Genomic DNA, 12,570 nt, shown 5'->3' on the forward strand with positions numbered 1-12,570 from the left:
TCTAGGACTTTTAACTATGTTTAAAACTTGCAAATTAAGTTTTGTGGCAGAAGCAGGCAATTTCTGTAATTTGTCTTTTTCTAAAACTCTTTAGCAACTTAAAATCCTTATATTTACCCGCTGGCTAACCAAATTTCGCTGTATTGTTAATCAATTTAGCAGCGTGAGGTCAATTAATTTAAGCAGTCAAGATGGAAAAACATACTTTAACAGCAGCATCGTTACCTTTAAATGATCATACACTATCGAATATTCAAATAAAGGAAGCCAATTTGCTACCAGATTTGCAATCGCGGCTGGATTCTATGGAAATGAAAGAAAAACCGATCATGGATTCTTCCATTCCTTACAGGGACCTGACAGATACAGCAAGTAAAAAAGAAAGTATTGCCCGAATAATTGATAAACTGGACGTTGAAACGAGTCTTAGATATCAAAGAACTGTAGAAGACACGTATTGCAATGTATACTCTTATGATTACTGCTATTTCGCCAAAGTATATCTTCCAACCGTTTGGTGGACTCCCGAATCCCTTGACAAAATTATACAGGGACAAGATGTAGAAGCTGTTTTTGGACAAACTGTGGAACGCATCTATTCCAGTGCCATACACGACTGGTTTTTAGAATGGGGACCAAATTTTGGATGGAAGAAAATGTTTACAGCGGAAGAAATCCAGCAGAAGGTAAATATCCATGGCGGCATTGGAATAATCTGTGCCAAAAGAAAAGAAAAAGGCCTCTCTGGACACATTGTTCCAGTGGTTCCTGAAACAGAGCTCTATAAGGCATATCGCGAAAATGGTGTTGTCCTATATCCGCTGCAGTCACAGGCAGGAAAAGTGAATTACAATTACTTTTCGGAGGTTAGAAAAGACTGGTGGAATGACGATTTGTATTCCTCCTATGTGTTTTTTTATCACGAATAAAAACGCAATTCGATATACTCTTAGACATTCAAAAGAAATATTGATTACCAACAAGTTAACTACTTGGAAATACGATAATAAAAGACTACTTTTGCAACTTAGAAAAAACAAGAACAGCAAAAATTGTGATTTAGCTATTCTCGTGCCTAAATTATTGATACAAAAGTGATTAATAACGAAAGTAATTTTATAACCCTACTATAAAATTTTACTTCTAAATTGATGTTTCAGTCGATAAATTGCAAAAAATCTAAAATATAAATTCCTATATTTTTAAAAGTAAACGAAAACTTTTATAATGGAGGCAACAATGTGCTTAATCCGTTATAGGTTTCTTGTCTCTGGTTTTAACAGATTGAATTTGTATTCCTGAATAAAAATGACTTTATAAATTAAAATAACCTTAAAAAAGAAAGTAAGTATAAATGAAAGACAATCAGACAAAAAAATATTATTGGGGAATAGGATTGGAAAACGAAACCTACATGCAGTTTGAAGAACCCCTAATAGTTTCTGGTGAATTTATACAAGAAAAAATCGGCTTTGAAAAATATAGTATTGATTACAGAAAATGCTATAAACCCGAAAGCCTGGCTCCTATGCTGAAAAAAGCTTTTAATCTGACTGAAAACTATAAAGTAAGCCGAATGATGAACAGTCATTCGCTGGAAAAGCTCGATATCAATTATCAGCACAAGACATTATCACCAGTAAAAGCAGTAATCGATACAGAAACCGGTGAAACGATGGCAGAACCGATTGAAAATCCGGAATATCTAGGCAAATCAATCATGGAACTTTTCCTTGAAGATCAGCCATACAATATTCAGAGTATGATTACCCAAAGAAACAAAACGATGGGATCTGTACATTTTGATGGTGATTCTATTGAATTTGTAACCAAATATTTTGAAAACAGAACAATTACTGATTCTTGCAAAGAATTGAAAGCGACCAAAAAACTATTTTTGGATAAAATCAACGAATCTTCTGTATTAAACGGAAAATTAAATTTTCCGGATTACAACAACGGCCTTAATATGTTTATGACCAATCAGGAAAACCTGGTTTTGTTCAATAACGGAACCTACCATTTTCATATCACCTTACCGTCATTAACAGAAGACAGCAGAATTGTGGATTACAATGATTTTGAAAAAACACATGCTAACGCCATTTATCTATTACAGTGGTTTGAGCCTTTTTTCATATCCACACTCGGAAGCCCTGATATTATGGGCGTAATCAGTGATAAATATAGTTTAGACAAAAAATTCACTTTGGGTTCAATGCGAAATGCCATGTCCCGTTACATTGGTGTTGGAACCTATAATAAAGCAATGCCAAAAGGTAAAATTCTAACCTATAAGGTTGACAATTTTAGAAAACTGCTGAAGTTTACAAAAGAGGAAAATATCTGGTGGCGCGATCAGATTGAAGCCGACATGGAATATGAAATGCTTTCGGAAGTCGGGCTTGATTTTAATCAGGAAAAAATGTACCAGAGCGGTTTCGAATTCAGAAGCTTTGACGAATTCCCGGCGGAGTATTTAAATGATGTTCTTTTTTCTATTATTCTAATTTGCGAACATTCCCTAAACCTGCCTGATGTACAATGGGGACATGACAGCAAAGCTTGGAATAACCTCGTCTTTAAAACATTAAAAACGGGTTATACCACTCAAATCAATGAGGAAGAAAAGAATGAGCTATTAAATTTACTGCATCTATTAAATCCGTCAGATGCTAATTACAGTACATTAAAATCAGAATTTGAAGCCATCATCATGCTGGATGAATTTTTCTTTAAAATTTTGGCTGTTTTACATGAAAAATACAAGGACAACAACATTTGCCTGGATGCTATGTATGGACAAAAAACAAGTACCGCTCCAAAATGGGACAACTTTAATAAATACCAGACCGAAAGGCATTTAAAACAAATTGGTTCATTCTGCGATAATTAAAAAAAGTATATTCAAATACAAAACGTGTGCAAATTTTGGTAAAAGAAACCATTTATCGACTGCCTATCCATTTTACAATTTCGGGGTCGCGATGATCAAAGATATTCAGTTGAAATTAATTAACTTAGCCAAAGAACGCATTTTCTATACCGCTAAATCTGTCAGTCAGATAGCATTTGAACTAGGTTTTAAATACCCGCAGCATTTCAATAGAATGTTTAAAAAGAATACAGGTTTTACACCTATTGAATACAGAAACTTAAACTAAGTTTTACCTTATAAAACAAAAAAGAATGCTTGAGAATTTCCCTTTTTATTTAGGCATATTAATCGTTATTTTATTGCTCATTATGCTTGCTAATAGAATAAAAGTTGCATATCCTGTACTGCTAGTTTTAGCGGGATTGGCTATAAGTTTTATTCCTGGCGTACCTGTTGTAAACATTGAGCCTGAACTTATATTTTTTATTTTCCTGCCTCCATTATTGTATGAAGCGGCTTGGAAAATATCATGGAAAGAAATGTGGCGCTGGCGGCGCATTATTACCAGCTTTGCTTTTGTAGTTGTTTTTCTCTCCGCACTTTCAGTAGCGTTAGTGGCTAATTATATTATCCCTGGTTTTTCACTGGCATTAGGTTTTTTATTAGGCGGCATTGTGTCGCCTCCAGATGCTGTAAGTGCTGGCGCTATTTTGAAGTTTGTTAAATTACCAAGAACAATTTCATCTATATTAGAAGGAGAGAGTTTATTGAATGACGCCTCTTCTTTAATTATTTTCAGGTTTGCAATGATTGCCGTTGCCACCCAGCAGTTTATTTTTTACAAAGCTGCACTAAGTTTCAGCTGGATGATTTTTGGTGGTGTCACAATTGGCTTATTGATAGGATGGCTCTTTATGAAAGCCCATAAGTATTTACCTACTGATGCTAATGCAGACATCGTTTTATCGCTGCTTACCCCCTATATCATATACCTCGCAGCTGAAGAGGTACATAGTTCAGGTGTTTTAGCTGTAGTAAGCGGTGGTTTACTGTTGTCTAATAACAGGCATCGTTTTCTTAGCAGTAAATCTCGTCTGCAGGGAATAAATGTATGGGAAAGTTTATGCTTTATATTGAACGGATTAGTTTTTATGCTAATTGGACTGGATCTGCCCCAAATTACCAGAGGTCTTGAAGAAGTTACTATTGCAACAGCAATTGGTTATGGTATTTTAATTACATTTGTTTTGATAATTAGTCGCATATTATCTTCATATGGCGCCGTAATTGTTACTCTAATTGCCCGTAATTTCATTACTGTTGCCGATAGTAGAAATCCTGGTTTTAAAACACCTTTTATATTGGGATGGACCGGAATGAGAGGTGTTGTTTCATTGGCCGCAGCATTATCTATACCGGTTTATTTAAATAATGGTAATGGATTTCCACAGCGTAACCTTATACTATTTATCACTTTTATTGTTATTCTTTTGACTTTATTAATTCAGGGGTTGACACTTCCTTATTTCATCAAAAAAATTAAATTTAAAATTGATGATGATTTACCTCGTGATCTAGCTTTTAATCTATTGCGAAAGGAATTAGCAGAACACGCTTCCGATTATTTAAGGGTTAAGTACAGTGATCAGATTCAAAACAATCCCTCATTACAACAGTTAATTCAAAAATGGGAGCAGCATAGTAATGGAATTGATGATGAATCCATTGGAACGGAGCTAAAAGATATCTATCTTGATTTATTAAACCAGCAGAGAAAATGGTTAATAAATAAAAATAAAGAAGATCAGACTTTAGATGAAGCTGTCATAAGAAGGCAAATGCATTATCTGGATATTGAAGAAGAAAAACTGCGGTTCATTTAGATATTTTGCAAACAATAATATTTGTTTCTTTAATCTGGATCTGCTTTAAATTTAGCCAAAAAATGCCAAGGTCGTTGAAAGATAATTTACGATCAAATTTTGTGGAAAAATCATAGCACTTGGCATTTCCAAAAGCTTAAAGTTCGAATCCTCTCTAATTCCTGCCGCAATCCTAAATCATTAATTCTTTGCGACATCTCACAAATAAATCTACATTTCAAAATTACAAGCCACTCAGCCATCGTCCCATTCACCGACCAAAACAATACTAAATAATATAAAAAACAAGAAAAAATACACAAACCAAAACTAACTAAGTTACTCAATCTTCTATTTACTAAACTAATCGCTCCATCTGGCCTCCCTTGATAAAATCATCCTAAAACACATCTGGCAGACCCCTGCATTGCAACAGCATTTACTTTCTCCATTTCCAGACCTAAATTATTTTTCTTATATTTAAGAAACATTAAATTTAAAAATGATGAATACAGCAAAAATAGTGGGTATTGTACTTATAGCGATCAGTCTGGCTGCAGGCTATGTGGGATTAAACCGAGTGGCAGACAGCACTAAAGAAATTAACTTTTTAGGCCTTAAAATTGACGCATCAAACGAATCAGGCCAAATGCAGGGTTTTCTTTATCTCGGAGCAGCAGCAGCTCTTTTGGCAGGCGGACTGTATACTTTAAAAAAGTCAAGCTGATACACCTAAATAGTAAAATATAAAGCCTGCAGCATAAAAATACTGCAGGCTTTTTGAATAAGTAAATTGTTTTTTGGAATAGTTGAAGGCACAGATACGCTTGTCTTTACTTTGGTCTATAGAAAAACTATGCTAATAAATAGATATTATCCCAATTCTAAACGTATTAAATTTTGCGATAAAATAATCGGCGTACACTGCATTATTCTTCTATTGCTTTTGAATTCTTTTTTGGTACAGTAGTCGTATCTAAATTTGTTGCCGTCGAGTCAAGACTTTTTCCGTCACTGCCAACTCCCGCACTTATATTATTTTTACATGAAAATAGAAATTGAGTCAACAACAGCAGTACTATAACTTTTGAATTTAAGTGCGTTTTCATAATTTAAATTATTTAGATAATTTGAAAATAATCCCTTTAAATGTTAATTTGATTTAAAGTTAGTGAAATATTTGGTTCTTAACAACGAATCCTGACTCATTAAACTTTAACTTTTCAAGAGAATATTACGAAATATAATCCTGTTATCGTATTTTTATAAAACGCCTTCTTTAAAAACAAAGCATAGATCAACTTCAAGCTTACAGACAATAAAAAAAACTTAAACAAATCTTATAAAAATGCAGAACATAGAAAACAAAACAGCCTATATAACCGGCGCTGCAAAAGGCATCGGTTTCGGTATTGCAGAAGCACTGGTAAAAAACGGAGTAAAAGTAGCCATTTCAGGAAGAGATAAACAGGCGCTGGAAAAGGCGCACCAGATACTAGGAGAACAGAACGTTCTGGTACTTGAGTCTGATGTCAGAAATTTTGATAACGAAGTAAAAGCCGTCCAGCAGATTGTATCTAAATTTGGAAAACTCGATATTGTGATTGCTAATGCAGGAGTGGGAAAATTTGCGCCCATAGACGAAATGGCATTGGAGGACTGGAACACGATGATTGACACCAATCTGACAGGGGCTTTCCATACCCTGAAAGCGACCGCAGCACAGCTTAAAGAGAACAAAGGGTATTACATATCCATCGCATCGCTGGCGGGAGCCAATTTCTTTGCTAAAGGCGCAGCGTACAATGCGTCAAAATTCGGACTGGTTGGTTTTACCCAGGCGGCCATGCTGGATCTGCGTGATTATGATGTCAAGTGCACCACTATTATGCCAGGATCGGTTGCTTCCAACTTTAACGGCCATACTCCAAGCGAAGATGATAAGTGGAAAATCCAGCCCTCGGATATCGGGCAGATGATCGTAGACCTGCTGAAAATGAATCCAAATGTACTGCCGAGCAAAATAGAAGTCCGTCCCACAAAAACCAAATAATTTCAATTTTCTTTCGATTAAAAACAATAAAAAAGCTTGAGATTTCTCTCAAGCTTTTTTTATTGATGCGCGTTTAACTCAAAATACGAAATCTCTTTTAATGGATTCTGAGAATTTTGGTTAAAAAAAAAGCGTCTGCAGGGAGCAGACGCTTTTTTTTTAAATTTTATAGTATAATTATGCTAACACTACGTTTACTGCGTTTGGACCTTTACGGCCTTCTTCAACATCATATCGTACTTCATCATTTTGACTGATATTTTCTGATAGACCTGAAACATGAACAAAAATTTCGCTTCCTCCGTTACTTGGAGTTATGAATCCGAATCCTTTTTCTTCATTGAAAAATTTTACTGTACCTTCTTGCATTTTAATATATTTAATTCCTCAAATGTAATGCTTTAAAATGACAACCAACTGAATTAATGAATTTTATTTTAAAGTTTACAAAATACGGGGTATTTAAACTTTTTATTTGGAGTGAATTCTGATGTGTTCAGCTTACTTTATTTCCATTAATGTCAAGCATTGGGTACTATTTATTATTTTTATAGTCTATAGATAATGGAATCATTAACTTATTTAATTTTCATTTCAGATGACAGGAATCAAAACTAATATCAAACCTTTTCTTATAGTAAATAATGCTGTTAAAGCAGTTGACTTTTATACTAATGCTTTTGGGGCTGTTGAATCAAACAGATATACGCTTGAAAATAATAAAATATCATCAGTAATTACAATTGAAGGTGCTGCTTTTTATCTAAGCGACGAAGAACCCTGTGATGGTAGTCAAACTATCAGCCAGCCATTCAATTCGCCAATTAGAATAGTTTTAGAGAGTGAAAATGCAGATAAAATATTTGAAAATGCAGTAAAATACGGTTCTGCGGTAATTTGTCCCATAACAACAGAAGAAGACTGGAGAATAGGAAAGCTAAAAGATCCTTTTGGACATATCTGGGAAATTGGCTATCCCTTATGAAGGAATTTAATTTACTTCTTTCTTCTCTGATCCTGTTTTACCATGTTTTATAAAAACATTCTTTTTAAAAAACAGTATAATACAATACAGATACAAAAAACTAAAAGGAAGCACCATAATGATTAACAGACTACTGATTCCATTGAGGAGCTCATTGGTGCCCAGACTTGTAAGTCCCAGAGCTGTAGCTGTAATTATAATGCCCCAGATAATTTTATGGCTTTTAGAAGGATTCTCCTTACCCTCATCACTAATCATTCCCAAAACAAAAATGGCCGAGTCCACCGAATTAATAATAGAAATAGCAACCAAAAGTCCTGCAAGAAAAAATGTAACTTGATGAAGCGGCAGATGTTCCAAGAAAACAAATAAAGAGGTAAATACGTTGTCAAATTCTGTACTGCTTCCTCCATGTATAATTTCAAAAGCCGAAGAGGCAAATACCGAAAACCATATCATTGTTGCTAAGGCAGGTACTAGGATTGTAGCAATCAAAAATTCCTTAATGGTTCTGCCTTTGGAAATTCGGGCAATGAAAATCCCAGTAAAAGGAACCCAGGCAAGCCAGAAAGCCCAGTAAAAAACCGTCCAGTCCTGCGTAAAGTTTCCTTTGGCAGTGTATGATCCTGCGGCAAGGCTCATTTCAAAAAAATGGATTACATACTGATAAAAGGCAGAGAAGCTCTGGGTGATCAAAACGTTGAATTTAACAAAAAACGCCACGAAAAGCATTAAAATAATGGAAAAAACAAAATCAAAATCAGCTAAAAATTTAATCATTTTAGTGATTCCCGTAGATGCTGAATAAGTTGCAAAAGATCCCATTACCAATACGCTGCATAATAAAAACCAAGTATCAAGTCCAGTATCAAAAGTATAATTAAGTCCGCCGATAAGCTGTGCTGTTCCCAATCCTAATGAAGCAATTACCCCTGTAATAGTAATCAGTACAATAAAAAGTACAGCGCCGAATTGCAGGAGACGATTATTCAGACTAGGAACTATGGCGTGCAGTAAATTAGGTGCTTTTTTTATATACAGATTATGTGCCACCAGCAAGCCAAACAAACTGTACATGGCCCAAGGGGTAAAACCCCAGTGAAAAAAGGTATATTGAAGCGCTGTTTGTGCTGCATTTGCGGTGCTGACAGGACTATTGTTAAAGTAATAAACAGGCTCCTGCACCGCTCGAAGTAATAAACCTGAGCCCATTCCCGTACTATACAATAAGGCAATCCAGCTGAAATAGGAATAAGAAGGCTTCCCTGCTCCTAATTTTTTACTGCCAATAGGAGAAAATAAAATTACTAAGCAGGCAAGCACTATAAAAAGTCCAAGCACTAAATAATAGGTGCTAAAAACCGAAAGCAGTTGCTGGTTTATTTCATTTAAAACAGCCAGTAAAGAAGCTGGTGCCAGCATACCACTGATAAAGAAGACTGCTCCAAAAAGCAACCCGTAAAAGAGTATATTATTTGCCCGAAAATGGCTGGATAATTTTGAAATCAAAATACTTCTTATTTAGCAATGGGTTTTAAATCCTGTAACATCGTGGGGATAAGTTCACTTACCGTAGGATGAATATGTACCGAATCCCGCAGAACGGTATACGGCTTTTTAGCATACATTAAGTTGGTAATGCCATTGATAATTTCATCTCCGCCGGTTCCTAAAACACAGGCTCCTAAAAATTTATTGGTTTTGGCATCAATTACCGCTTCCATAAAACCTGCCGTTTCTGCTTTTTCTTTAGCGCGATTTACTTTTGTCATGGGGCGGTATCCCACTAGAATTTCGTATCCTTTTTCCAGAGCTTCTTTCTTGGTCATGCCTATTCTGCCTAGCGGCGGATCTATAAACAATCCATAGGTTGTAATTCTATCGCTGATTTTTCTTTTTTTATCCTTGAAAAGAAAACTCTCTACAATTTGAAAATCATTATACGAAGAATGGGTAAAAGCCCCTCTCCCGTTACAGTCTCCTATGGCAAAAATTCCATCAACACTGGTCTGGCAGTAATTATTGACTTTTATATAATTATTCTTATCCAATTTGACCGCTGTATTCTCCAATTTTAAGGTATCGGAATTTGGAGTGCGTCCAATGGCGAGCAGTAAATGTGATCCACTTATTTTCTTACTGCCAATTGTTATTGTTACAACTCCTTTAGTGTCTTCTTCAGCTGTAATCTCCTTAGCATTAAAAACAAGATTGATGCCCTCCGATTTCATAATTGAAGCCACAGCATCACTTACCGTTTCATCTTCCCTGCTTATTAATTGTCCGCTGCGCTCCACAATGGTGACCTCACAGCCAAACCTTCTAAAAATCTGGGCAAATTCCAAACCAATATAGCTTCCCCCAATGATTATTAAATGCTTTGGCAGATCGGTGATTTCCATAATATTTTCATTGGTGTAAAAGGTAATGTGATGATATTCTTCTGGAACCACTGCCCTTGCCCCTACATTTATAAATATCTTTTTTGCTGTAAGAATTATTTCTCCTGCCTTAACTTCGAAATTGCTTAAAAAATGAGCTTCCCCTTTAAATAACGTAATATTTTTATCTCTCTTAATTGCTTCTTCTATATTGGAACGCGATTCGGCAACCAGCTCATCTTTACGCGCCCTAATTTTTTTGAGATTAGCTTTTGTTCCCTCAGGAATTTCAATACCCAGATCATCACCATGAAAAGCGTCCCAAGCTCTTCGCGCGCTGGCCACATAAGCTTTGGTCGGAATACATCCGTTATTCACGCATGTCCCTCCCACAAAACTTTTTTCAACAATAGCCACCTTCCCATTTTTGGATAAACTAAATGCCAATGGAATCCCCGCTTGGCCGCTTCCGATAATGATATAATCAAATTCTTTCATACTTATTAGTTCTTTATTATCGTCTTACAATATGCTGCCTGCATTTCATAATAAGCTAACCCAGCAGATTTCAGCAGTTTTTTCATGACTTTTAAAAAACGTATCGCCTTATAATTTAAGTACTGCTGTTTTACTTATACTGTAAGTTACTAATTAAAAGTACAATAATTTATATACAATAAAAAATAGTGATAAGCTTATAACATCCTTTAGAATGCATTCGCCACAGGGAGCCGGGCTGGGAAAAAAGAAGCCATCGCCTAAAAAGTAATCGTAAAAAGTCGGGAGACTTTTGTCAGGTCTATTATTTATAAGAGACAAAAAAAATGCGCAAAGTCAGAGACATTTGCGCATTTTTTTATTAGAACAATTTGGAGAGCGGGGGAAACATTACCATTTCACAAAGTATTAAGCGTATTTTTTACCATAACTAAATTATTATTTTGATTTTGTAATGACAATAACATACTTGCAATAATGGGTCTTGTAAGTTGTTGTGAAATCATTTTATATGCTTTTTCAGACAAGCCATTTTCATGTTCTTCACGAACAAAATTAAGATATTTTGAGAAGCTCATATTTTCAAAAAGTAGCTTTTCAGAAGCATTATTTTCAACAATATAATTTTCTAAAAATTCTTGTATTTCTAGTGATAACTTTTGGTTCATTAAGAAATGAACTTTCAAGTTTTCTATTTCCTCTTTCGGCTCGGGCAACTTTATTTCTGTTGGTTTTTGTCCTTGTAAATATGTAGCTAAAGCTATTACAATTCCGACAATTGCAATTGTTATTTCTATTGTCATTACATTTAGGTTCTAAAGTATTACTACCAACTTTCTTGCGCTTGGCGAGGTTGCGAATTTCGTAACCGAGTACTTTCTGCTAAGATAAGATTTCTTGCGAAACGTAAATGTGAATTTACCACAAAACTCGCAATCTTGCCAAGCTGTTGGTGGCTGGGATTTTATTTATTTAGATTGTTAATTTTTACCTCGCTCCCTGAAGAGTTCTTATGAATAGCTGTGCGAATTTCTCCTTACTTCGCACCCATATAGAGAATCAACAAAGAGAAGTTTATAAAAGTGATTGCAACTTTATAGAATGTTGCAACGGGTACGAAGTCGCGAGACTTCGCCTCAGCAGGAGCAATACAAAATAGCTATCTCATTTCAACAACATCCTTTCCGTAATTATTTTATTTGAGGAAACATCAATTCCGGTAACTTCGGCATATCTTACATTGGGTAACCAAAAAGAACCTCCTTCAATGCGCACAAATATTTTTTCTACTTGTATTTTTTTCTGATTTACACTTACAAAAACATGATATTTCTGATCTGAATCTATCTTTTTTAAGGTTAAGGGTAACTTTTTATACGATACAAATTGAAGTTCAAACTCCTCATTATTTACAGTTTTACTTTCTATTCCGTATGCATATTTGCGTTGTAGATAGTTAAAATCTTTTTTTTCTCCTTTCTCCGCATATCGAATCCAATACGCTTTTATAGGATTGCTTTTGTTTATTTGTCCATTTTCCAGGTAGTTTATGGCATAAATAGCAGTGTTTATATTTGGGTCTCGCTGAATGTAAAACAGCATATTGTCTATATTTTTAGGCGTTGGGAAATGTAATGGTGATGGATTTTTGAGTTGTGCCAATACATTTCCGGAAATTATATTTACTAAGATCGTGATAACGAGTAGTGATTTTGTAAAATTAAATGGCAATTTATTCATAAACGAAATTTTTTTATAACACCTAGATTAAGGGAAAAACTATAAAATTATCTAAAGGTTTAATCAGGAAAGTAATTAGAAAAGTCCGTTTTTATCAGCGTTTTTGCTTTAGCGAATCAGTAAAATCAGCGTCTAATTTGACGCGGATAAAGCAAATTTACTTCGTAAAAACG

Annotated in this window: 13 protein-coding genes; 7 read left to right on the forward strand and 6 right to left on the reverse strand. The window is 34.9% G+C overall.

What is annotated here, in order from left to right; all coding sequences use genetic code 11:
• Positions 1–191 precede the first annotated feature (191 nt).
• The 5 genes from BSF42_RS01350 to BSF42_RS01375 all read left to right on the forward strand — a co-directional run bounded on the left by BSF42_RS01350 (position 192) and on the right by BSF42_RS01375 (position 5,467).
• Positions 192–929, forward strand: a complete 738-nt coding sequence (locus BSF42_RS01350) for a hypothetical protein (RefSeq protein WP_095951321.1) — start codon at positions 192–194, stop codon at positions 927–929.
• Positions 930–1,354: 425 nt separating this feature from the next.
• A complete protein-coding gene (locus BSF42_RS01360; RefSeq protein ID WP_095951323.1) occupies positions 1,355–2,896 on the forward strand; it encodes a hypothetical protein in 1,542 nt (513 codons plus the stop codon).
• Positions 2,897–3,005: 109 nt separating this feature from the next.
• Positions 3,006–3,164 carry a helix-turn-helix domain-containing protein gene (locus BSF42_RS01365; RefSeq protein WP_371614880.1) on the forward strand — a complete coding sequence of 53 codons (159 nt, stop codon included), beginning with the start codon at positions 3,006–3,008 and terminating at the stop codon, positions 3,162–3,164.
• A gap of 25 nt (positions 3,165–3,189) precedes the next feature.
• Positions 3,190–4,761, forward strand: coding sequence for a Na+/H+ antiporter (locus tag BSF42_RS01370; RefSeq protein ID WP_095951324.1), 1,572 nt, complete (start codon positions 3,190–3,192; stop codon positions 4,759–4,761).
• A gap of 481 nt (positions 4,762–5,242) precedes the next feature.
• A complete protein-coding gene (locus BSF42_RS01375) occupies positions 5,243–5,467 on the forward strand; it encodes a hypothetical protein (RefSeq protein ID WP_095951325.1) in 225 nt (74 codons plus the stop codon).
• A 202-nt stretch (positions 5,468–5,669) separates the two neighbouring features.
• On the opposite strand, the gene BSF42_RS01380 is transcribed toward BSF42_RS01375, so the two are convergent.
• Positions 5,670–5,849, reverse strand: coding sequence for a hypothetical protein (locus BSF42_RS01380; RefSeq protein WP_095951326.1), 180 nt, complete (start codon positions 5,847–5,849; stop codon positions 5,670–5,672).
• Positions 5,850–6,088: 239 nt separating this feature from the next.
• On the opposite strand from BSF42_RS01380, the gene BSF42_RS01385 reads away from it, so the two are divergent.
• Positions 6,089–6,793: an SDR family oxidoreductase gene (locus BSF42_RS01385; RefSeq protein ID WP_095951327.1), complete on the forward strand. Its 705-nt coding sequence runs from the start codon at positions 6,089–6,091 to the stop codon at positions 6,791–6,793.
• Positions 6,794–6,970: 177 nt separating this feature from the next.
• Here the strand turns inward: BSF42_RS01385 and BSF42_RS01390 are convergent, their stop codons facing one another.
• Positions 6,971–7,162 (reverse strand): cold-shock protein, encoded by a 192-nt coding sequence (locus BSF42_RS01390; RefSeq protein ID WP_095951328.1) that lies wholly within the window; start codon positions 7,160–7,162, stop codon positions 6,971–6,973.
• A 229-nt stretch (positions 7,163–7,391) separates the two neighbouring features.
• Between BSF42_RS01390 and BSF42_RS01395 the strand changes: the two genes are divergently transcribed.
• Positions 7,392–7,778: a VOC family protein gene (locus tag BSF42_RS01395; RefSeq protein WP_095951329.1), complete on the forward strand. Its 387-nt coding sequence runs from the start codon at positions 7,392–7,394 to the stop codon at positions 7,776–7,778.
• A 6-nt stretch (positions 7,779–7,784) separates the two neighbouring features.
• On the opposite strand, the gene BSF42_RS01400 is transcribed toward BSF42_RS01395, so the two are convergent.
• The 4 genes from BSF42_RS01400 to BSF42_RS01415 all read right to left on the reverse strand — a co-directional run bounded on the left by BSF42_RS01400 (position 7,785) and on the right by BSF42_RS01415 (position 12,397).
• Complete coding sequence (locus BSF42_RS01400) at positions 7,785–9,287, reverse strand: BCCT family transporter (RefSeq protein ID WP_141248421.1); 1,503 nt, start codon at positions 9,285–9,287, stop codon at positions 7,785–7,787.
• Between the two features lie 8 nt (positions 9,288–9,295).
• Complete coding sequence (locus BSF42_RS01405; protein ID WP_095951331.1) at positions 9,296–10,657, reverse strand: mercuric reductase; 1,362 nt, start codon at positions 10,655–10,657, stop codon at positions 9,296–9,298.
• A gap of 398 nt (positions 10,658–11,055) precedes the next feature.
• Complete coding sequence (locus BSF42_RS01410) at positions 11,056–11,460, reverse strand: hypothetical protein (RefSeq protein ID WP_095951332.1); 405 nt, start codon at positions 11,458–11,460, stop codon at positions 11,056–11,058.
• Positions 11,461–11,821: 361 nt separating this feature from the next.
• Entirely contained in the window at positions 11,822–12,397 is a 576-nt protein-coding gene (locus tag BSF42_RS01415; RefSeq protein ID WP_095951333.1) for a DUF4833 domain-containing protein, read from the reverse strand.
• Positions 12,398–12,570 lie beyond the last annotated feature (173 nt).

The organism is Flavobacterium sp. ACN6, from assembly GCF_002304005.1.
GTDB lineage: Bacteria > Bacteroidota > Bacteroidia > Flavobacteriales > Flavobacteriaceae > Flavobacterium.